Genomic DNA, 20,728 nt, shown 5'->3' on the forward strand with positions numbered 1-20,728 from the left:
TCGACGTGCTGTGGGCGATGCTGCGTGACAAGAGGCTGTTCACCTCCGCCCCGCCGGTCACGCAGACGGCTTGACACGGTCATTGAGATTCCTTCCGCGCACCCGCCGACGGGGCGGACGCGCTGCTGGGGGTGGACGGCCGACCGGACCGGACACGGCTCGGCCGACCGAGCGGGCGGGCGGGCGGGGCAGCGACGGGCAGCAGGGACAGCGACGGGCCAGCGGGCGGGCCAGTGGGCGACAGGCAGCAGAGACAGCGACGGGCGGGCAAGCGGCGACAGGCGCGGCGGTGGGTGATTCGCCGCGTCGCGGACCGCGGGTGATACCTCGGTGGGGCACCCGACGGCGTCCGCGGCTCGCACGGCGCGGCGGCGTCGGTACGGCGGCCGCCGCCCAGGTTGGCCGGGTGGCGGCGGTGGGTGTCGGGGCGGGGCGGGTGCGAGTCAGGGGCTGTTCGTCGATCGGCTGCGTGCGGACCGGGCGGACCGGTCCTGGACGGGACCCGACGGCCGGAACTCCCCCGCTCCCGGTCGATCCCAAATCCCCCTGCTGCGGCCCGAGTTGAACATGGCAACCATGACGGGTCCGGCGTGCCTCCGACGGTACCCGGGGGCCCAGGCGAGGCCTACCTCGCACACCGTCCCTTCACCCAAGCGGCACACGAGGGTCACTTTCAGCCCCGGACCTGGGCTCCCGTCGGGTACGCACGTGCGAATGGCGAACCTGCACACGAACTAGGCCGGCCCGGGAGGCAGCCGTTCCACCGGCTTCCGCGGGGCGTGCCGCCGGACGCCTTGCACGAAGGGACGACCGCGGGGCCCGTCCGACCCCGGCGGCCTGGAGGAACGGGCGATGGATCGGCGGCAGCCGCCGTGACAGCCTGGCCCGACAGCCGGCCGGCCTCTTTCCGCGCCCGCCACCTGCGGTTTCCCGCCACTCCCCACCGCACAGCTGCTTCCACATTCTGTTGAAACCCCCCTTGACGCCCCGAAGGGCGCCGCCTTACTTTGTTTCCGCATACAGAAACCGTTCTTCCGTATGGTGGAATTCTGGAGATGAGCCCTCCGACCCACTGCGGGCCGACGCAGGAGAAACCCGATGCCTCGTATGACAGCCGCCCGCGCGGCAGTGGAGATCCTCAAGCTCGAAGGCGTTGAGGTCGCGTTCGGCGTGCCGGGCGCAGCGATCAACCCCTTCTACAAGGCCCTCAAGGAGGGCGGCGGCATCCGCCACACGCTGGCCCGACACGTCGAGGGCGCCTCCCACATGGCGGAGGGCTACACGCGCGCCAAGGCCGGCAACATCGGCGTCTGCATCGGCACCTCCGGCCCGGCCGGCACCGACATGATCACGGGCCTCTACTCGGCGATCGCCGACTCGATCCCGATCCTGTGCATCACCGGCCAGGCCCCGGTCTCCAAGCTGCACAAGGAGGACTTCCAGGCGGTCGACATCTCCTCGATCGCCAAGCCGGTCACCAAGAAGGCCACCACCGTGCTGGAGGCCGCGCAGGTCCCGGGCGTGTTCCAGGAGGCCTTCCACCTGATGCGCTCCGGCCGTCCGGGCCCGGTCCTCATCGACCTGCCGATCGACGTCCAGCTGACCGAGATCGAGTTCGACCCCGAGACCTACCAGCCGCTGCCGGTCTACAAGCCGCAGGCCAGCCGGGCCCAGGCCGAGAAGGCGATCCGGTTCCTGCTGGAGTCCGAGCGTCCGCTGATCGTCGCCGGCGGCGGCATCATCAACGCCGACGCCTCCGACCTGCTGGTCGAGTTCGCCGAGCTGACCGGCGTGCCGGTCATCTCCACCCTGATGGGCTGGGGCACCATCCCCGACGACCACGCGCTGAGCGCCGGCATGGTCGGCGTCCAGACCTCGCACCGCTACGGGAACGCGACGTTCCTGGAGTCGGACTTCGTCCTCGGCATCGGCAACCGCTGGGCCAACCGCCACACCGGGTACAACCTGGAGGCGTACACCAAGGGCCGCACGTTCGTCCACGTCGACATCGAGCCCACCCAGATCGGCAAGATCTTCGCTCCGGACTTCGGCATCGCCTCCGATGCCAAGGCCGCGCTGGAGCTCTTCATCGAGGTCGCCGAGGAGCTCAAGGCCGAGGGCCGGCTGCCCGATTTCACCGCCTGGGCCGCCTCCGCCCAGGAGCGCAAGGCCACCCTGCTGCGCCGCACGCACTTCGACGACATCCCGATGAAGCCGCAGCGCGTCTACGAGGAGATGAACAAGGCCTTCGGCCCGGAGACCCGCTACGTCACCACGATCGGCCTCTCCCAGATCGCCGGCGCGCAGATGCTCCACGTCTACAAGCCGCGCCACTGGATCAACTGCGGCCAGGCCGGCCCGCTCGGCTGGACCATCCCGGCCGCGATCGGTGCCGCCGTCGCCGACCCGCAGACCCCGATCGTCGCGCTGTCCGGCGACTACGACTTCCAGTTCATGATCGAGGAGCTGGCGGTCGCCGCCCAGCACAAGGTCCCCTACGTCCACGTCCTCGTGAACAACGCGTACCTGGGCCTGATCCGCCAGGCGCAGGGCGGCCTGGACATCAACTTCCAGGTCAACCTGGAGTTCGAGAACATCAACACCCCGGAGCTCGGCGTCTACGGCGTCGACCACGTCAAGGTCGCCGAGGGCCTGGGCGTCAAGGCCATCCGCGTCACCGACCCGAACGAGCTGGGCGCCGCCTTCGAGGAGGCCAAGAAGCTCGCCGCCGAGCACAGCGTCCCGGTCGTGGTCGAGGCCATCCTGGAGCGCATCACCAACATCTCGATGAGCAAGACCGTCGACATGAGCGACGTCACCGAGTTCGAGGAGCTCGCCACGCTGCCGGAGCACGCCCCCACGGCGATCAAGCCGCTGGCGCTCTGAGCCGCGCGGGTCCGGCGCCCCGGCGGGCGCCGGACCGCCGCCGCCCGCCGCGAGCCCTCGGGCGGTTGGGCCCGGGCCGTTGGGCGCGGCGGTCGGCCCGGCGGTCGGCCCGGCGGTCGGCCCGGCGGTCGGCCCGGCGGTCGGGCGCGGGTCGCGCGCCGGTCGCGTTGCCGGCTCGCGACCGGCGCGCGCACCCGTCCGTCCCGGGTGACCGCGTTCGACACCGGGACCGTGCGGGTACGTACCGGCGGACCGCCCGCGCGCGACCGCAGCACGCGGGCCTCCGTACCCCGGGAGGCCACTCCGTGCCCTTCACCATGAGCATCGCCGAGCGCGAGACCTTTCTGGCCGGCCCGCACGTCGGCGTCCTGGCCGTCCGCGACGACGGCGGCCGGTCGGCCGGGAGCCTGCTGGCCGTCCCGATCTGGTACTCCTACCGGCCCGGCGGCGTCCTCACCGTCCTCACCGGCCGCGACTCCGCCAAGGCCCACCGGATCCGCGCCGCCCGCCGCTTCGCGCTCTGCGCCCAGCAGGAGGAACCGCCCTGCCGGTACGTGAGCGTGGAGGGCCCGGTGGTGGCGATCGAGGACGAGATCGACCCCGCCGAACGGGCCGCGATGGCCCACCGCTACATGCCGCCGGCCACCGCCCGCGCCTACCTCGCCGCCACCGCCGAGCAGCTGACCGCCGACATCGCCATCCGGATGCGCCCCGAGCGCTGGCACAGCGCCGACTTCGCCGCCGTCGCCGCCCGCTTCGACGCCGGGTCCACCCGAACGGGGACGGAACACCCGGAGCCCGGTCGTGGTTGACCCCGGCGGGGCGACTACCGTTCCGTGACGAGTCCTGTCCCGACACCCGACCATCCGAAGGGGACTTCCGTGAGCCTGTACGACATCCCGCTGCGCACCCTGTCCGGCGAGGCCACCTCGCTGGGCGACTACAAGGGCAAGGCGCTGCTGATCGTCAACGTCGCCTCCAAGTGCGGCCTGACGCCCCAGTACGCCGGCCTGGAGCGCCTCCAGGAGCGCTACGCCGCGCGCGGCTTCACCGTGCTGGGCTTCCCGTCGAACCAGTTCGCCGGGCAGGAGCCGGGCAGCGCCGAGGAGATCCAGACCTTCTGCTCCACCACCTACGGCGTCTCCTTCCCGCTGTTCGAGAAGGCGGACGTCAACGGCGACGACCAGCACCCGCTCTACGCACAGCTGACCCGGACCGCCGACGCCGAGGGCCAGGCCGGGGACGTGGCCTGGAACTTCGAGAAGTTCCTCGTCTCGCCCGACGGCACCGTGGCCGCCCGGATCCGGCCCCGCACCGAGCCGGAGTCGGCCGAGGTCATCGCCGCGATCGAGGCCGTTCTGCCGGCCTGACCCACACCGCCGCACCGCGCGGGCCCGGGACACCCCGTCCCGGGCCCGCGCGCGGTTGCGGACGCTCGACCGGGTGCCCGGGGGCGGGCCCTCATGACGGCGTGGCCGGGGTGGGCCGTCGGCGCCGGACGACTGAGGGCGTGGCCGGGGGGCCGTCAGAGCCGGACGACGACCAGGGCCGTGTCGTCGGTGGCGCCGCCGTGCGGCAGCAGGTCGTGCAGGAGGGCGTCGGCCAGGGGTTCGGGGGCGGTGCCGCGGTGGAGGGCGAGGGAGTCGGCGAGGCGGGCGAGGCCGGTGTCGATGTCCTCACGACGGCGCTCGACCAGCCCGTCGGTGTACAGCACGAGCGTGTCGCCCTCATCGAACGTGACGGTCGCCTCCGGGCGGGGCACGGGTTCGGGGCGGGCACCGAGCGGCGGGTCGGTGGCCCGGTCCAGGAACTCGATGGTGCCGTCGGTGTGCAGCAGGGCGGGCGGGGGGTGGCCCGCACTGCTGTAGGTGATCGTGTGCGTGCCCCAGTCGATGTGGGTCTCCACCGCCGTGGCGCTCTCGGCACCGTCGACCGAGCGCGCGTACAGGCCGAGAACCTCCAGCGCCTGGGCGGGCCCCTCGGCCACCAGTACGGCCGCGCTCAACGCGCTGCGGAGCAGTCCCATCACGCCGGCCGCCCTGAGGCCGTGGCCGACGACGTCACCGACGGCCACCCCGATGCGGTCGCCGGGCAGGTCGACCAGGTCGTACCAGTCCCCGCACACGTTCAACGCGCCCACCGCGGGTCGGTACCGCACGGCAGCCGGATGGTGGCCCACCGGTCGCGGGGCGGGCAGCATCGCCTCCTGCAGCGCGAGAGCCACTTCGCGCTCCCTGGAGTGGGCCTGCCGCAGCCGCTCGTTGACGTCCTGCAGCTCGCGGGCCCGCGTGTAGAGCTCCGCCTCCAGTACCCGGGCCCGGCCGCCGCCCTGGCCACCACGGGCCGTGATGAGCTCGGTCACCTCCTCCACCCGGTGCACGAGCAGGACCACCCGGCCGTCGGGCCCGAGCACCGGAGCGTTCACCGGACTCCAGTACCGCTCCGTCCAACTGCCCGGCCGTTCCGGGGACTCGACGTCGTAGCGCTGCAGCGCCATGGCGTCGCGCTCCCCGGTGGCCAGCACCCGCATCAGCGACGCGCGCAGATTCCGCGCGCCGGTCGCCGCGGCGTCGTTCGGGTTGTCGGGGAAGACGTCGAAGAGGTACCGGCCGATCAACGCGGCACGCGGACGGCCCGACATCCGCACGAACTCCTCGTTCACCTCCGCGTACACCAGGTCGGGGGTCAGCAGCGCCACCATGCCGGGAAGCGCCTGGAACACGGCCGCATAGTCGATGTCCGCGCCGTTCATGCTCAGCCCACCTCACCGTGCGCCGGAGTCGTCCGGTTCAACGATAGGAGCAGAAGCGGGGAGGCCGCCGGACGAGCCCTGCCCTGGCGGACGGGCCCTGCCCCGGCGGACGGCAGGTGCGCGGGGTTCTCGCCCCGGTCCGGGCCGGTCCCGAGCGCTCAGGGGCAGCGGTAGGCGAACGAGGCGGTCGCGGTGCGGGGGGCCGGGGAGAGGATCTCCAGGGTCGCGGCGGCCTGGAGCGAGCCTTGGCCCTCGAAGCTCCAGCGGAGCACCAGGTCGGTACGGTGCGCGCCGGAGCCGACCTCCTGGGTGATCTCGCCAGAGGTGGTGCCGTCGCTCCGCAGCCAGTGGTAGCGGACGGTGCCGGCGCCGCCGTCGGTCTCCACCGCGGCCGTGATCACCGCCGTGCCGCCGCAGCCGGGGCCCGCCGGATCGGTGGTCACGCCGACGCCGGTGACCGCCAGGGCGGGCGTGGTGAAGCGCCAGAACAGGAAGGCCAGGACGGCCAGGACCGCCGACAGCACCGCCACCGGGACCAGCCACCGCCACACCCGACGCGGGCGGGGCTGCTGCGGTGCCCGCGGCACGGCGGTGCCGTGCCAGACCGCGGCGGCCTGCGGCGGGACACCGGGGCCGAACCGCCGCAACTCGCCCGGGGCGAGCGGCTGTTCGCTCGGCGGCTGTTCACCCGGCGGCGGCTCGACGAGCGTGGTGGTCCCGGTCGGCTCCGGTGCGCCGCCCCAGACCCCGGGGTCCAGGAACGTCGCACTCGCGGCCTCGGCGTCGTCGCGCCGAACGGTCGCCTCGGCCTCGTTGAGCCGAACGGTGACCTCGGCCCCGTTGAGCCGAACGGTCCCCTCGGCCCCGTTGAGCCGAACGGTCGCCTCGGCGGCGGGTCGCGCCGTCCGGTCTGCGCCGTCCGGACCGGTGGCGAGCCGAACGGTCCGGTCTGCGGCCGCTCCCGGTGCCGGGGCGGAGTCGGGGCGGGGCGTGGACATGGCTGCTCCAGGAGACGCGACGGGGAGGGGTCGTTGGGGCCGGGGACCGGTACGGCGTCAGCGGGGCGGGTCGCAGAGGTAGGCCGCCATCGTGGCCGACGTCCTGCCCGGCTTCGCCGCCGCCGGCGTGGTGCCGACGCTCACGCCCCAGGTCGGGAAGGTGTCGGTCGAGCCGAAGTCGTGCGGCCGGGTGACGGTGGCGCGGCCGTCTCGGACCGCCACCGTGTCGGTCGCGACAATGATCGTCCCCCGGCCCGAGGTGTGGAACCAGCTCAGCGTCAAGGTGCCGGTACCGGCGCCCTGGGCGACCACGGTGACGGTCGCGGTCAGGCTCCACCGGCCGCTGCAGGTCAGCGAGTCCAGGTTCACCGTGGTAACGGCGACGGCCGCCGGGGCGACGGTCGCCGTCGAGGTCGGGGTCGGGGCGGCGGTCGCGGTCGGTACGGGGGCGGTCGAGGTGGGCGGGGCCGACGGGGGCGCGGCCGTCGGAGCCCCGCCACCGGACGGGGCCGACGGCGGGGCGGAGGTGGGGGCGACCGTCGCGGGCGAGGTCCCCTTGGTGCTGGGCGTCTTACCGGTCGGCGTGGCCGTGGGCGAGGTGCTCGGGCTGCCGGGGATCACCGACGGCGACACCGACGGGCCGGACGGCTCGCCGCTCGGAAGGTCCGCGGCGCTGCTCGCGGCGGGCGGGGGAGCTTCCGTCGGGTCGGGCCCGCCAAGCGTGGTGGTGGCCTCCGGGGAGGCGCCGCCAACCACCGTGCGGGCACCGCCGTCGGCGGCCCCCGCCATCGCCATGCCGGCCAGCGTGGCCAGGGTCAGAGTGCCGGCCACGACCCCGGCGAGCGCCTTGCCCCGGCTGCCGAGGCGCGCCCCGCGACGGGCCGGCGCGGTCCGGCTCAGCGTCTGCCGGACCAGCGTCTCCCGGACTGTGGCGGCGGCCGGGGCGGTGCCGCCCGCCAGGACGGTGTGGGCCAGTGAGGTGCCGCCGGCCGCACCGCCGGCGCCGGGCAGCAGCAGCGCGAGCAGCGCCACCAGCGCCGTCAGGTCGAGGCGGCCCCGCTCCTCCCACTGCGGCCCGTACCCGGCCGACGCGACGGCCTCCAGCTCCTCGACCAGTTCGGCCGCGCTCCCGGGCCGGGCCTGCGGATCCTTGGCCAGGCCCGCGAGGATCAGCGGCCTGACCGGGTCGGGCGCCAGCTCGGCCGGGATCGGGGCCTCGGTGTGCTGGACGGCGAGCTCGGCGATCGTGGCGCCCTCGTACGGGCGGGTGCCGGTGAGGCATTCGAAGAAGGTGACGGTGGCGGCGTAGACGTCACCGGCCGGGGAGGCCGGCCGCCCCGCCCACTGCTCGGGCGGCATGTAGGCGGGGGTACCGGACACGTCGCGGTCGTCGCCGCTCGGGACGGCGATGCCGAAGTCGACGAGCTTGGAGGTGCCGTGGACGTCGACAAGGACGTTGGCGGGCTTGTAGTCGCGGTGCACCACACCGGCCTCGTGGGCGGCCGCCAGGCCCAGCAGCGAGCCCTTCAGGACGACCAGCGCGGCCTCCGGGGTGGTGGCGCCCTCCGCCCGGAGCAGGTCGCGCAGCGCGATCCCGTCCACCAGCTCCATCACGATGGCCGCGCCCCGCTCACCCTCGACGTACTCGTAGAGCCGGGTGACGTGCGGGGAGTCGATGGCCGCGAGGACCTCGGCCTCCTCCCGCAGGGCGGGGGTGCCGACCGAGCTGTGCAGGTACTTGATCGCGACGGGGTGGCCGGTCGCGCGGTGGCGGGCGAGCACGACCCGACCGCTCGCGCCGGAGCCGAGCTCCCGCTCGTGGAGGTAGTCGGGGATCTCCCAGGGGCGCTCGTCCTCGATCGCCGGAGCCCGGTCCTGCGGAGCCCCGTCCTGCGGCGCCCCGTCCTGCAGCGCCCCGTCGTGCGGACTGTCGGTCGGGCGGGCGCCGGCCGGGGAAGCCCCGCCGGTGGGAGCGTCGCCGCTCCCGGTCCGTCTGCCGTCCTGCTGCTTCCCGTCGTCCATCGCGTCGCACTCTCCCCGTGACTGCCTTCTCGGCCCTGCGGCGTCGCACCCTACGACACCGTGGCCACTCCCTGGGACGCGGCCCGTGAACAGCGGGTTCCGGGGTCGCGCAGCCGTCAGGTCACGATTCGGGTGATTCGCACACCGTGCCAACCGTTCGCCCGTGCCACCCGCCTCCGGCCCGGTCACGGCTCCAGCAGCAGCCGGGTGCCCGGCGGCAGCTCGCCCGCCCGGGCCGCGTCGCGCAGGTGGCGCAGCAGGGTCTCGCGCAGCGCGTCCGCCGCCCGGGTGAGCGGCACCTCGTGCCCGTGCGCGACGGCGATCGTCCGCCCCAGCCCCGGCCCGGCGAACGGGGTCACGGCCAGCCCCGAGCGGGCCGCCACCATGCCGGGCACCACGGCCGGCCCGAGCCCGGCCCGGACGAAGCCCAGCACCGCGTCCATCTCCCCGCCCTCCACCGCGAACTCCGGCTCGAAGCCGGCCTCCCGGCAGGCGGCCAGCGTCGCCTCCCGCACGTCGTAGCCCTCCCGGAACATCACCAGCGGCCGGCCGCGCAGCTCCGCCACCCTGACCCGGCGGCGCCGTCCGGCCGTGGCGGCCCGGGCCACCAGGACCAGTTCCTCGTGCAGCAGCTCGGTGACGGCGAGCGCCGGCGCCGCCTCCCCGCTCGGCGGGGTGATGATCAGCGCGACGTCCAGCTCCCCCGCCGCCAGCGTCCGGACCAGGTCGCGCGAGCCGCCCTCGCGGACCACCAGCGCCACCCCCGGGTAGCGGTCGCGGAAGACCCGCAGGACGTCGGGCACCAGGCTGGTGCACAGGCTCGGCGGTGCTCCCAGCCGGACCCGGCCGCGGCGCAGCTGCACCGTCTCCTGGACGGCCAGCCGGGCGCTCTCGGTGTCCGCGAGGATGCGCCGGGCCAGCGGCAGCAGGGCGTCCCCGGCGTCGGTGAGGGCGATGTTGCCCCGGGTACGGTGGAACAGCTCAGCACCCAACTCCCGCTCCAGGGAACGGATCTGCTGGGAGAGGGAGGGCTGCGCCACATGCGCCGCCTCGGCCGCGCGGGTGAAGTGGCGGGTCTCGGCGACGGCGAGGAAGTAGCGGAGTTGCTGCAGCTGCACCCGCCCAGGATAGGCGCGCGCCCCACGCACCCCCAGCGCACCCGCCATAGGCCCCGGCTATCGCGGTGAGCCGCAGCATGTCTTGGACGTACCGTCGGGCCCGTCCCTACCGTTGTCGCCATGACAACCGCGACTCGGACGGCCCGGCATCCGTCCACCCTGGCGACCCTGTGGCGGTCGACCGTCGGCAAGAAGGCGGTCATGGCCGTCAGCGGACTGGTCATGCTGCTCTACCTGGTCGCGCACATGCTGGGCAACCTCAAGGTGTTCTTCGGCCCGGACGACCTCAACGGCTACGCGCACTGGCTGCGCACCCTCGGTCAGCCGGTCCTGCACCACGAGTGGTTCCTGTGGATCGCCCGGGTCGGCCTGCTGGCGGCCGTCGGGCTGCACGGCGTGGCCGCGTACCAGCTCAGCCGGCGTGACCTCGCGGCCCGGCCCGGCAAGTACGTGCACCGGCGGCGGCGGAGCAGCTACGCGACCCGGACGATGCGCTGGGGCGGGGTGATCCTGGCGCTGTTCATCGTCTGGCACATCCTGGACCTCACCACGCTCACCGTGAACCCGGCCGCCGAGCACGGCCACCCGTACCAGAACATCGTGGCCTCCTTCTCGCACTGGTACAGCTGCGTGATCTACATCGTCGCGATGCTCGCCGTCGGCCTGCACATCCGGCACGGCTTCTGGAGCGCCGCACAGACCCTCGGCGCCAACAACGCCCGCCGGGACCGCGCGTTGAAACTGACCGCCAACGGCCTGGCGCTGGTGCTGACCGTCGGCTTCCTGTCCGTCCCCGTGGCCGTGATGACCGGAGTGGTGAGTTGACCCCCTACAGCGAGTACACCGTGGGCGACCCGGTCGCCGACACCAGGGCTCCCGCCGGGCCGATCGAACAGCGCTGGGACCAACGGCGGTTCGACGCCAAGCTGGTCAACCCGGCCAACCGGCGCAAGCACACCGTGATCGTGGTCGGTACCGGCCTGGCCGGCGGCGCGGCCGGCGCCACCCTGGCCGAACAGGGCTACCACGTGGTCCAGTTCTGCTTCCAGGACTCCCCCCGGCGGGCCCACTCGATCGCCGCCCAGGGCGGCATCAACGCCGCCAAGAACTACCGCAACGACGGCGACTCCGTCCGCCGGCTCTTCTACGACACCGTCAAGGGCGGCGACTTCCGGGCCCGCGAGTCCAACGTGCACCGGCTGGCCCAGGTGTCGGTGGAGATCATCGACCAGTGCGTGGCCCAGGGCGTCCCCTTCGCCCGCGAGTACGGCGGCCTGCTCGACACCCGCTCCTTCGGCGGCGTCCAGGTCTCCCGCACCTTCTACGCCCGCGGCCAGACCGGCCAGCAGCTGCTGCTCGGCGCGTACCAGGCGCTGTCGCGCCAGATCGCCGCCGGCAACGTGGAGATGCACGCGCGCACCGAGATGCTCGACCTCCTGGTGGTCGACGGGCGGGCGCGCGGCATCGTCGCGCGCGACCTGGTGACCGGCGCGATCACCACCCACACCGCCGACGCGGTGGTGCTGGCCAGCGGCGGCTACGGCAACGTCTTCTACCTGTCCACCAACGCCAAGAACTCCAACGCCACGGCGGTCTGGCGCGCCCACCGGCGCGGCGCCTGGTTCGCCAACCCCTGCTTCACCCAGATCCACCCGACGTGCATCCCGCGCTCCGGCGAGCACCAGTCCAAGCTGACCCTGATGAGCGAGTCGCTGCGCAACGACGGCCGGATCTGGGTGCCGAAGGCCAAGGGCGACACCCGGCCGCCGGCCGAGATCCCCGAGGCCGAGCGGGACTACTACCTGGAGCGGATCTACCCCGCCTTCGGCAACCTGGTGCCGCGCGACATCGCCTCCCGGGCCGCCAAGAACGTCTGCGACGAGGGCCGCGGCGTCGGCCCGGGAGGCCAGGGCGTCTACCTGGACTTCGCCGACGCCATCCGGCGGCTCGGCCGCGACGCGGTGGCCGCCAAGTACGGCAACCTGTTCGAGATGTACGAGCGGATCACCGCCGAGGACCCGTACCGGGTGCCGATGCGGATCTACCCGGCGATCCACTACACGATGGGCGGGCTCTGGGTCGACTACGACCTGCAGACCACCGTCCCGGGCCTGTTCGCCATCGGCGAGGCCAACTTCTCCGACCACGGCGCCAACCGGCTCGGCGCCAGCGCCCTGATGCAGGGCCTCGCCGACGGCTACTTCGTCCTCCCGCCGACCCTCAACGACTACCTGGCCCGCAACCCGCTGCCCGCCGTCCCGGCCGACCACGCCGAGATCGCCTCGGTCGAGGCCGAGGTGACGGACCGGCTGAACCTGATCCTGGCGGTCGGCGGCGACCGGACGCCGGACTCCTTCCACCGCGAACTCGGCGAACTCCTCTGGGACGAGTGCGGGATGGCCCGGGACGAGGCCGGCCTGCGCCGCGCCCTCGCCCGGATCCCCGAGCTGCGCGAGGAGTTCTGGCGCCGGATCCGGGTGCCCGGCACCGGGGAGGAGTTCAACCAGTCGCTGGAGAAGGCCAACCGGCTGGTCGACTACTTCGAACTGGCCGAGCTCATGTGCCTGGACGCCCTGCACCGCGCCGAGTCCTGCGGTGGCCACTTCCGGACCGAGAGCCAGACCGAGGACGGCGAGGCGGCCCGGCGCGACGACACCTTCTCCTACGCCGCGGCCTGGGAGTTCACCGACACCGGCAGCGCCCCCGTCCTCCACCGCGAGCACCTCGACTTCGAGCACGTCCACCCCACCCAGCGGAGCTACGCGTGAACCTCACCCTTCGGATCTGGCGCCAGGCGGGCCCGGACGCCCCCGGCTCGATGACCACCTACCAGGTCGACGGGATCAGCCCGGACATGTCCTTCCTGGAGATGCTCGACACCCTCAACGAGGAGCTGATCACCCGCGGCGACACGCCGGTGGCCTTCGACCACGACTGCCGCGAGGGCATCTGCGGCGCCTGCGGCATGGTCATCAACGGCGAGGCCCACGGCCCCGAGCGGACCACCACCTGCCAGCTGCACATGCGGCACTTCACCGACGGCGACACGATCGACATCGAGCCCTGGCGGGCCGCCGCCTTCCCGGTCGTCAGGGACCTGGTGGTGGACCGCTCCGCGTTCGACCGCATCATCGGCTCCGGCGGCTACATCACCGCCCCCACCGGCAGCGCCCCCGACGCCCATGCCACGCCGGTGCCCAAGGAGACCGCCGACACGGCCTTCGAACACGCCGAGTGCATCGGCTGCGGGGCCTGCGTCGCCGCCTGCCCCAACGGCTCGGCGATGCTCTTCACCTCCGCCAAGGTCGTCCACCTCAACGTGCTCCCCCAGGGCGCGCCCGAGCGCAGGTCCCGGGTGCGCGACATGGTCGCCACGATGGACGCCGAGGGGTTCGGCGGCTGCACCAACACCGGCGAGTGCGCCACCGCCTGCCCCAAGGGCATCCCGCTGCCCAGCATCGCGGCGATGAACCGGGAGTTCCTCCGCAGCGCGGCGGGCTGAGCGTACGGTCACCGGGCCTCCGGGCGTGCGGGCTCCTCCGGACGTGCGGGCTCCTCCGGGCGGGAGGGGCCCGCACTGCCCGGCCGGTCGCCCGGCGACCCTCCGGACGGTATGGCGAGGTCCACGGTCCGGTAGAGGTGGTCCGCGTCCTCCGACCACCTGCGCAGGGCGTCACGGTCGATGAGCCCGATGCCGTGCCTGGCTCCCCACTGGACCGCGTCCCGGGTGAAGGAACCGTTGGTCACGACCAGGGACTCCTTGGCTCCGTAGACCGCCTCGGCGGTGCCCTTGATCTGGTAGAGCACCCGTGCCGAGACCTTCGCACCCGTCGTCGTGTGCTTGCACTGGACCGCGATCGCGCCTGCGCCGGTGCGGGCCAGTACGTCGACGGCCTGGTCCCCCTTGCCGCCGATCACCTCGGCCCGCAGGCCGTCGCGTGCCATCAGGCGGCGGACCAGCTCCTCGAAGCCGGCGGGCGACACCGCGTCGATCTCGGCCATCGACGGGCCGTAGGCCGACCTCCGCTCCTCGCGGCTCAGCTCCAGGCCGGCGATCCAGGCCGCCTTGCGGTCCGCCTCGTACCGGAGCTCACGCCGCCGCAGCTCCCGGTTCTCCTCGACGAGCCTGCGGACCTCCTCCTGGTGGCTCCGCAGCCTGCGCCGGTACGCGGCATTCGCCATGATCTCGACCGGCAGGGCGACCAGCAGGCCCACCGTCAGCGCGGCCGAGACGTCCTGGATCCTCATGAACCCGCTACCGGGCTCCGCCGAGGCCGGCGGGAGCCCGTGGGAGAGGTTGTTGAGGACCGGCACCGCGAGCGTGCCCAGGACGATCAGGGCGAGCTTCCACCCGCTCACCCTCCGGTAGGGAAACTCCGGCCTCTGCCGCATGTGCCGCACCCCGCTCGTTCGCCGTTCCGACCCCTTCCGGGGAGCATGCCGCACGGTTCTGACAATCCGGCCGGCCGCCGCCCCCGGTGCCTTGGCGCGTGCTGCCCGGTGCTCCCTGGCCGGCCTCGTCCGAACATCCGTCGGGGCAGTGCCGGGACGGACGGGGCGCACGGGCCGGCGTGTGCGCCCCGCGCGGGTGATGGTTCCCCCGGACCAGTGCTGTACCCCGGGAATTCGCGCTACGGTGGTCCCCGCGCCAAGGAGGGTCATATGCCCGAGGTTCAGTCCTGTGCAGGGTGCGGGGGGTCCGGGGGGACCGAGAAGACCGAGGCGACGGTCGAACTGGACGAGGAAGGCAGCATGGTGGCGAAGCTCAACACCTTCTGGTCGCCGTGCGGTCGGTGCCACGGATCCGGAACGGTGATCGTCGGATGAGGCTGGTCCTGGAGTGCGTCGAGTGCGGCGGCCACTATCTGCCGCCGGAGAGCCTGGTGTACCCGGACGGGCCCGCCTCGGCGATCTGGTGCACGGCCTGCCAGACGGCGAAGCGGACGGCGGGCGTCCGTGAGGACCCGCTGCTGGCGCGGGTCGCGCTGGCCGCCGCCCGGGCCGCACTGGCCCATCGCGCCGCCGACGACGCCGGGCCCGCGCGGGCCGACGTCCGGCCGTCCCGGCCGCCGCTGTCGCGCCGGGCGCGGTCCGGGCCGGGCGGGGTGCGCAGCAAGCTGGGCTGAGCCCGGTCACCGGCCGGGGCGGCGGGGCCCTCCCTTCGGCTTCGGCGACCACCGGCTTCGGCGACCACCGGCTGCCGAGCGCCGTCAGCCGCCCGTCACCCCGTCGCCCGTGGCCAGCCGCCCGTCGATCAGAACAGCGCCTCCTGGGTGTCCGGCTCCGCCGGGCGGACCCGGGGGCTGACGATCAGGCCCGACGCCGGGCGGCCGGCCGCCGGGACGAGCGTCCAGCCGGTGAGCCGGCGGGTGTCGAGCAGCAGCGGTTCGGCGCCGTCGGGCTGGTCGAGCAGCAGGTACCGCCCGATCGGCGGGCGCAGCCGCCCGGCGACCACCGCGCCGGGGGCGAGGGCGTCGATCTGCCCGTACGCCGCGGGCGCGCCGTCGGCCAGTCCGAAGATCTCGACCTGGTCGACGACCGGGTGGCCGGGAAGCAGCTCCACCGCGTGCCCGTCCAGCAGTCGGTGGGCCCGGACGCGGGCCTCTTCGAGGAGGGCGCGGCGCCCTTCGGCATCGCCGTGCCGCCACCAGTGCGCCGTCTTCGCCCGGCCGGTGAACCGCTCGCGGGCCATCCCCGAGGCGGCGACGGTGAGCTCGGCCCGGCGGACGGCGGGCAGGGCCCCGCGGGCGGCGAACGTCCAGGCGAGCGCGCCCTGTTCGAGCAGCCGGGCGGTGCCGCGCTGCTCGGCGGTCAGGCCGACCTTCAGCAGCCCCTCGCCGAACCAGGCGAGGTACAGCCGGTAGGTGCGGCCGTCGTCGAGGATCTGGTCCCGGGCGAGCGCCAGCCCGCGGTCGACGCTCTGGCAGGCGGCGCACTGGACCGCTCCGCCGTCCGGCTCGATGGCGGCGTGGTGCGGGCACGGCGTGCGCTCGCTCGCCCCCACCAGCCAGGCCCCGGTGCAGCGGCGCGGCCCGCCGAGCAGCCAGCCGATCCGCGCCCCCGCCGCCGCCACCCGCTCGTGCACCCGGTGCCCCTGGACGGCGCCGAGCACCGGCCGCCCGTCGCGCCAGTGCAGCCCGGTGGAGATCCACCCGCCGCCCGCCTGCTGCGGTACTTTCACGCTCACCGGCCCGTCACCCGTCCGTCCGCCCGTCCGAACCAGCGAGGCTACCCGCTCCCTCCGACAGTGCGCCCGTGAGCTGCCCCGACGATGGGAACGGACGGCCTCCGAGCGGGCCCGCCGCCGGCACTCGAACCGGTGATCACCCGTACGCGCGGCATCCGGCCGGGCCCTGCCGTCGTTGCTCCGGGCATGAGCCATACGAACCCGCCCCGTGTCCTGCACATCGTCTCCGCCGGCCCCGAAGGAACGCCCCGGGCCGTGGAATTGACGCAGTCGTGGGACAGCAGCGCCGCCGAGCGGGCCGCCGACGCGCTGGACGCGCTGCGCACCGTCGAGGTCCCCGTGGGCGCCGTGCGGGCCGCTCTGCTGATCCTGGCCGACCTCGTGCGCCGGCCCGGCGAGAGCGAGGAGATGCGGGCCGCGGCACGCGATGTGTGCGCCGTCCTGGCCGGGCTGACCGACGCCCTGACGGCCTGAGGGGAGCACACCCGCAGGGTATCGAGGGACGACCCGCCGTCTGGCGGGGTACCGTCACGCCATGATCGACAGCACTCACGGGCCGAACCCCGCTCCCGATCCCGCTCCCGGGCCGGTCACCGCCGACGACCTCGCGCTCACCCTGCGGCTCGCCGCCGCCACCCTGCGCGGCGCGCCCGCCGACGCCGACTGGTCCCGCCCGGCCGGGACGCTCGCCTGGGACTGCTGGGCCACCGTCGAGCACCTGGCCGACGACCTGCTCGCCTACGCGGCCCAGCTCGGCCCGCAGGCCCCGCCGACGGACCGCTACGTGCCGTTCCGGTCGGTCCGGCTGTCCCCGGGCGCGCCGAACAGTTTCGTCTACGCCCTGCGCGAGACCGGCCCGGACGGATTGGTCGAGGTCCTGGAGGCGAGCGGCGCGCTGATGGTCGCGATCGCGCGCACCGCCTCGCCGGACACCCGCGCCTACCACCCGTGGGGCCTCGCCGACCCGGCCGGGTTCACCGCGATGAGCCTGGTGGAGACGCTGGTCCACCTGTACGACGTCACCCAGGGGCTGGGGCTGCCGTGGGAGCCTCCGGCGGACGTCTGCCGGCGCACGCTCGCCCGGCTCTTCCCCGACGTCCGGCCCGACCCGGTCGCCGGTCCGTGGCCGACCCTGCTCTGGGCCACCGGCCGCGGCGAGCTCCCCGGCCGCCCCCCGCGCACCGACTGGCGCTGGTACGCGGGGGTCCGCACCGCCGGGTAGGTCCGGCCCGGTCGATCCCGGCGGATCGGCGCGGCCGGTCCATCTCGTCATTCCCCGCCGGGAATTGGCGCGGCGCACGGTAACGGCCAGGATCGGCCGGGGCCGGGGAGCCCCGGCCGAGCCCGACGGAAGAGGACCAGCATGCGCGCGTACCGTCTCGACGAACCCGGCCGGCCCGACGGCCTGGTCCTGCACCACGGCGAGCCGGCCGACCCGGGGCCCACCGGCGTGCTGGTGAGGGTGCACGCCGCCGCGCTCAACCGCCGCGACGCCCTGATCCTCTCCGGCCGCTACCCGCTGCCCGCCCGGCCCGGGGTGATCGCCCTCAGCGACGGAGCGGGCGAGGTGGTCGCCGTCGGAGCGGAGGTGACCAGGTTCCGCGTGGGCGACCGGGTGACCGGCAGCTACTTCCCGCGCTGGACGGACGGCCGGCTCCGGCCCGACCTCGCCGACCAGCTCGGCTGCACCGTCGACGGCCTGCTCACCGAGTACGCCGTGCTGGACGAGCAGGCGCTCGCCGCCGTACCCGCGCACCTCGCCTGGGCCGAGGCCGCCGCGCTGAGCTGCGCCGGGGTGGCCGCCTGGCGCGCCCTGACCGGCGGCGGCCCGCTGCTCCCCGGCGCGACCGTGCTCACCCTGGGCGGCGGGGACGTCTCGCTGTGCGCCGTGCAGTTCGCCAAGGCGCACGGCTGCCGGGTGCTCGCGGTCAGCGGGAGCGCCGCGGGTGCCGAGCGGCTCGCCGCCCTCGGCGCGGACCACGTCCTGGACCGCCGTCGCACCCCGGAGTGGTCCGCGGAGGTCCGGCGGCTGACCGGCGGCGCCGGCGCCGACCTGGTGGTCGAGACCCACGGCCCGGCCACCATCGACCAGTCGGTGCGCGCCGCCGCGCTGTACGGGCAGATCGTGCTGCTCTGGGTCGTCTCCGACGAGCCGGCCGCGCTGCGGATCACCGACGAGGCGTACGCGGGGTCGCTGGCGACGATCCGCCGGGAGTTCGTCGGCAGTCGCACCGACCTGGAGGCGATGCTCCGTGCGGTCGGACAGCACGGGCTGCGTCCGGCGATCGGGCGGGAGTTCGGCTTCGACGAGGTGCCGGACGCCTACCGGCACTTCCTCGCCCGGGAGACCGTCGGGAAGGTCGTGATCCGGGTGGCCGGGTGACGCCGGGTCGCTCCGGACGCCTTCGCAGGTCATGGGCGCTTGGCCGGTTCACCCGTCCACGTTCTATTGTGGCGGGCGCGGCGGCGGCGCGGCCGGGAGGCGGCGCGCGGGCGCGGCCGGGCGCGAGGCGAAGGGGTGGACGGTGGCGGGGCGGCGGAACAACGGTGTGCTGGCGGTCTGGGCGGAGACGCAGCGACAGGAGCAGCGCCGGGAGGAGGCGCGGTGGCGCGCCCAGGCGACCGAGCAGCGCCGGCGCGAACGCGAGGAACGCGAGGCCCAGCGGGCGGCCGCCCGGGGCGAGCGTGAGGCGCTGCGCGCGTACCAGCAGTCGCGGGAGGCGGAGGCGGCCCGGCAGACGGCCGAACTGGACGGCCGGGTCGATGAGTTGAGGGGCCTGCTGGCAGCCGGGCTGGGCCGGGCGGCGTTCAGTCCGCAGGCCCTGCTGGCGCCCCGGACGCTGCCGCCGTTCGAGCCGGGCCGGCTCGGCGAACCGGTGCCGATGCCCGACCAGGCGCACTACTCGGTGCCGCCGCCGGACGCCGCCCAGGCCCGCAACCCGGCGGTCCGGCGGCAGTACGAACAGTACGTGGCGCAGGCCCGGGCCCGGTTCGAGCAGGACTGGTACGCGGCGCAGGCGGCCGAGGCGGACCGGCAGCGCCGACTGGCCGAGTACCACCGGCAGTACCTGGACTGGGTGGCCCAGCACCGCCGCCAGGACGAGGAACGAGCCTCCCGCACGCAGGAGTTGCTGCGCCGGCTGCGCTCCGGCGAGGCGGCGGCGGTGCAGGAGTACTTCACCGCGGTGCTGTACGCCTCGGCGGGCTGGCCGGAGGGGTTCCCGCACCGGCTGGTCGCGGCCTGGGAGGCCTCGACCCGCCAACTGGTCGTCAACTGGGAGCTGCCCGGCGCGGACGTCGTCCCGGCCGCCGCCCGGGTGCGGTACGTGAAGACGGACGACCGGGAGGCCGAGGTGGCCCGCCCGGCCACCGAGCGCAAGGCGCTCTACCGCGAGGTCCTGGCGCAGAGCGCGCTGCGGGTGGTCGCCGAACTCTTCCGCGCGGACGCGGACGGCCAGCTGGCGTCGGTGGTGCTCAACGGCTTCGTGCGCGGCATCGACCCGGCGACCGGCCGGGAGGCCGAGCGCTTCCTGTCCACGGTCACCGTGGACCGGTCCGAGTTCGCCGGTCTGGCGCTGGACCGGGTGGCGGCCGTGGAGTGCTTCCAGGGGCTCGGGGGCGTCCTGTCCGCCCGGCCGGAGCGACTGGACGAGGTACGGCCGGACCGGCTGCCCGAGACGGTCGGCGGCAGCCTCGCCGGACAGGGCGGCGAGGACGAGCCGGACCTCTTCGAGATGGACCCGATCGAGTTCGAGGAACTGATCGCCGAACTGTTCCGGCTGCGCGGCTTCCGGGTGATGACCACCGCGCGCAGCGGGGACGCCGGGGTGGACGTGGTGGCCGAGGACCTCGACCCGGTGACCGGTGGACGGATCGTCATCCAGGCCAAGCGCTACCGCTCGACGGTCTCCCCCACCGCCGTCCGGGACCTCGACTCGACCGTGCGCCACCACGGCGCGATCAAGGGCATCCTGGTGACCACGGCCGGCTTCGGGCCCGGCTCCTACGAGTACATCCGCAACAAGCCGCTGAGCCTGGTGAGCGGGCCGGAGCTGGTCGAGCTGCTGGCCGAACAGGGGCTGCGCGGCCGGCTCGGCGGCGGTGGCGGCGGTCCGGCCGGTGCGGCGGCCCGCGCCGACGGCGGTGGTGGCGCGAACGGCGGCGACCGGGGCGGGCCCGAGCGCGCCACCGGGCCCGGGCCCGCCGCCGACGCCGGCGGCGCGGCGGGCGACGACCGCCCGACCACGGTGCGGCTCTCCTGGCAGAGCCGCACGGCCGGCGGGGACGCGGTGGAGCTCGACGTCTCCGCCTTCCTCTGCGCCGCCGGACGGGTGGTCAGCGACGAGCACTTCGTCTTCTTCAACAACCCGCAGGACCCGGACGGCGCGGTCCGCCTGCACCCCACCCGCTCCAAGCCGGGCGAGCCCGTCCGGGAGGCCGAACTCAGCCTGCACCTCGGCCGGGTGGCGGCGCACGTGGACGAGGTGGCGGTCGCGGTCTCCACCGAGGAGGAGGAGCCCCCCGCGCTGCCGCTCGGCTACGTGCACGGGCTGGCCCTGACCGCCACGTTCGGCCCGGACGCCGCCGGGCCGCAGCACTGGGCGGCCGTCACCGCCGGGGTGCCGGACACCGCGCTGGTGGTCGGCTCGTTCCGCCGCACCGGCGGCGGATGGCGGTTCACCCCGGCCGGGGCGGCGGTGGCGGGCGGGCTGGCCGGGCTCGCACAGCGCTGGGGCGTCGCCGTCGAGTAGCCCGCCGGGTGTCC

At 74.7% G+C, this 20,728-nt stretch carries 17 protein-coding genes; 11 read left to right on the top strand and 6 right to left on the bottom strand.

Annotated elements, in window-relative coordinates:
- The first annotated feature begins 1,107 nt into the window (after positions 1-1,107).
- From gcl to AB0J08_RS28505, 3 genes are all read left to right on the top strand, one after another.
- The gene (gene gcl, locus AB0J08_RS28495; protein WP_360640563.1) at positions 1,108-2,886 is read left to right on the top strand and encodes a glyoxylate carboligase; all 1,779 of its coding nucleotides are present in this window, start codon (positions 1,108-1,110) and stop codon (positions 2,884-2,886) included.
- 305 nt (positions 2,887-3,191) lie between these two features.
- On the top strand, positions 3,192-3,698 hold the full coding sequence (locus AB0J08_RS28500; RefSeq protein ID WP_360640408.1) for a pyridoxamine 5'-phosphate oxidase family protein: 507 nt from the start codon (positions 3,192-3,194) through the stop codon (positions 3,696-3,698).
- A gap of 69 nt (positions 3,699-3,767) precedes the next feature.
- On the top strand, positions 3,768-4,256 hold the full coding sequence (locus tag AB0J08_RS28505) for a glutathione peroxidase (RefSeq protein ID WP_360640411.1): 489 nt from the start codon (positions 3,768-3,770) through the stop codon (positions 4,254-4,256).
- 155 nt (positions 4,257-4,411) lie between these two features.
- On the opposite strand, the gene AB0J08_RS28510 is transcribed toward AB0J08_RS28505, so the two are convergent.
- The 4 genes from AB0J08_RS28510 to AB0J08_RS28525 form a co-directional block, all read right to left on the bottom strand.
- Positions 4,412-5,638 carry a SpoIIE family protein phosphatase gene (locus tag AB0J08_RS28510; RefSeq protein ID WP_360640414.1) on the bottom strand — a complete coding sequence of 409 codons (1,227 nt, stop codon included), beginning with the start codon at positions 5,636-5,638 and terminating at the stop codon, positions 4,412-4,414.
- Positions 5,639-5,796: 158 nt separating this feature from the next.
- Positions 5,797-6,636: a hypothetical protein gene (locus AB0J08_RS28515; protein ID WP_360640417.1), complete on the bottom strand. Its 840-nt coding sequence runs from the start codon at positions 6,634-6,636 to the stop codon at positions 5,797-5,799.
- Between the two features lie 57 nt (positions 6,637-6,693).
- Positions 6,694-8,658, bottom strand: coding sequence for a serine/threonine-protein kinase (locus AB0J08_RS28520; protein WP_360640420.1), 1,965 nt, complete (start codon positions 8,656-8,658; stop codon positions 6,694-6,696).
- A 185-nt stretch (positions 8,659-8,843) separates the two neighbouring features.
- Positions 8,844-9,776: a LysR substrate-binding domain-containing protein gene (locus AB0J08_RS28525; RefSeq protein WP_360640423.1), complete on the bottom strand. Its 933-nt coding sequence runs from the start codon at positions 9,774-9,776 to the stop codon at positions 8,844-8,846.
- 120 nt (positions 9,777-9,896) lie between these two features.
- Between AB0J08_RS28525 and AB0J08_RS28530 the strand changes: the two genes are divergently transcribed.
- The 3 genes from AB0J08_RS28530 to AB0J08_RS28540 are packed head-to-tail and all read left to right on the top strand — an operon-like array spanning position 9,897 to position 13,278.
- On the top strand, positions 9,897-10,601 hold the full coding sequence (locus AB0J08_RS28530; RefSeq protein ID WP_360640426.1) for a succinate dehydrogenase cytochrome b subunit: 705 nt from the start codon (positions 9,897-9,899) through the stop codon (positions 10,599-10,601).
- Positions 10,598-12,544, top strand: a complete 1,947-nt coding sequence (locus tag AB0J08_RS28535) for a fumarate reductase/succinate dehydrogenase flavoprotein subunit (protein ID WP_360640429.1) — start codon at positions 10,598-10,600, stop codon at positions 12,542-12,544. Before AB0J08_RS28530 ends, AB0J08_RS28535 begins: the two co-directional genes overlap by 4 nt.
- Positions 12,541-13,278 (top strand): succinate dehydrogenase/fumarate reductase iron-sulfur subunit, encoded by a 738-nt coding sequence (locus AB0J08_RS28540; RefSeq protein ID WP_360640432.1) that lies wholly within the window; start codon positions 12,541-12,543, stop codon positions 13,276-13,278. Before AB0J08_RS28535 ends, AB0J08_RS28540 begins: the two co-directional genes overlap by 4 nt.
- 8 nt (positions 13,279-13,286) lie before the next feature.
- Here AB0J08_RS28540 and AB0J08_RS28545 read toward each other — a convergent pair whose 3' ends face one another.
- The gene (locus tag AB0J08_RS28545; protein WP_360640435.1) at positions 13,287-14,135 is read right to left on the bottom strand and encodes a restriction endonuclease; all 849 of its coding nucleotides are present in this window, start codon (positions 14,133-14,135) and stop codon (positions 13,287-13,289) included.
- Positions 14,136-14,599: 464 nt separating this feature from the next.
- Here AB0J08_RS28545 and AB0J08_RS28550 point away from each other — a divergent pair, with 464 nt between their 5' ends.
- Positions 14,600-14,902: a hypothetical protein gene (locus AB0J08_RS28550; RefSeq protein WP_360640438.1), complete on the top strand. Its 303-nt coding sequence runs from the start codon at positions 14,600-14,602 to the stop codon at positions 14,900-14,902.
- Positions 14,903-15,030: 128 nt separating this feature from the next.
- On the opposite strand, the gene AB0J08_RS28555 is transcribed toward AB0J08_RS28550, so the two are convergent.
- Positions 15,031-15,963 carry a DUF2797 domain-containing protein gene (locus AB0J08_RS28555; RefSeq protein WP_360640441.1) on the bottom strand — a complete coding sequence of 311 codons (933 nt, stop codon included), beginning with the start codon at positions 15,961-15,963 and terminating at the stop codon, positions 15,031-15,033.
- A 255-nt stretch (positions 15,964-16,218) separates the two neighbouring features.
- On the opposite strand from AB0J08_RS28555, the gene AB0J08_RS28560 reads away from it, so the two are divergent.
- From AB0J08_RS28560 to AB0J08_RS28575, 4 genes are all read left to right on the top strand, one after another.
- Positions 16,219-16,437, top strand: coding sequence for a hypothetical protein (locus AB0J08_RS28560; RefSeq protein ID WP_360640443.1), 219 nt, complete (start codon positions 16,219-16,221; stop codon positions 16,435-16,437).
- Between the two features lie 61 nt (positions 16,438-16,498).
- Positions 16,499-17,185 carry a maleylpyruvate isomerase N-terminal domain-containing protein gene (locus AB0J08_RS28565; protein ID WP_360640446.1) on the top strand — a complete coding sequence of 229 codons (687 nt, stop codon included), beginning with the start codon at positions 16,499-16,501 and terminating at the stop codon, positions 17,183-17,185.
- A 141-nt stretch (positions 17,186-17,326) separates the two neighbouring features.
- Positions 17,327-18,346 carry an NAD(P)-dependent alcohol dehydrogenase gene (locus AB0J08_RS28570; RefSeq protein WP_360640449.1) on the top strand — a complete coding sequence of 340 codons (1,020 nt, stop codon included), beginning with the start codon at positions 17,327-17,329 and terminating at the stop codon, positions 18,344-18,346.
- 142 nt (positions 18,347-18,488) lie between these two features.
- The gene (locus AB0J08_RS28575; protein ID WP_360640452.1) at positions 18,489-20,714 is read left to right on the top strand and encodes a restriction endonuclease; all 2,226 of its coding nucleotides are present in this window, start codon (positions 18,489-18,491) and stop codon (positions 20,712-20,714) included.
- Positions 20,715-20,728 lie beyond the last annotated feature (14 nt).

Origin of the sequence: Kitasatospora sp. NPDC050463 (genome assembly GCF_040655255.1) — a bacterium.
Lineage (GTDB): Bacteria > Actinomycetota > Actinomycetes > Streptomycetales > Streptomycetaceae > Kitasatospora.

Bases quoted from the DNA above. Each gene is read 5' to 3' on its own strand.
- gcl (WP_360640563.1), top strand. From the start codon at position 1,108: ATGACAGCCGCCCGCGCGGCAGTGGAGATCCTCAAGCTCGAAGGCGTT.
- AB0J08_RS28510 (WP_360640414.1), bottom strand. From the start codon at position 5,638: ATGAACGGCGCGGACATCGACTATGCGGCCGTGTTCCAGGCGCTTCCC.
- AB0J08_RS28515 (WP_360640417.1), bottom strand. From the start codon at position 6,636: ATGTCCACGCCCCGCCCCGACTCCGCCCCGGCACCGGGAGCGGCCGCA.
- AB0J08_RS28520 (WP_360640420.1), bottom strand. From the start codon at position 8,658: ATGGACGACGGGAAGCAGCAGGACGGCAGACGGACCGGGAGCGGCGAC.
- AB0J08_RS28530 (WP_360640426.1), top strand. From the start codon at position 9,897: ATGACAACCGCGACTCGGACGGCCCGGCATCCGTCCACCCTGGCGACC.
- AB0J08_RS28550 (WP_360640438.1), top strand. From the start codon at position 14,600: ATGAGGCTGGTCCTGGAGTGCGTCGAGTGCGGCGGCCACTATCTGCCG.
- AB0J08_RS28565 (WP_360640446.1), top strand. From the start codon at position 16,499: ATGATCGACAGCACTCACGGGCCGAACCCCGCTCCCGATCCCGCTCCC.
- AB0J08_RS28570 (WP_360640449.1), top strand. From the start codon at position 17,327: ATGCGCGCGTACCGTCTCGACGAACCCGGCCGGCCCGACGGCCTGGTC.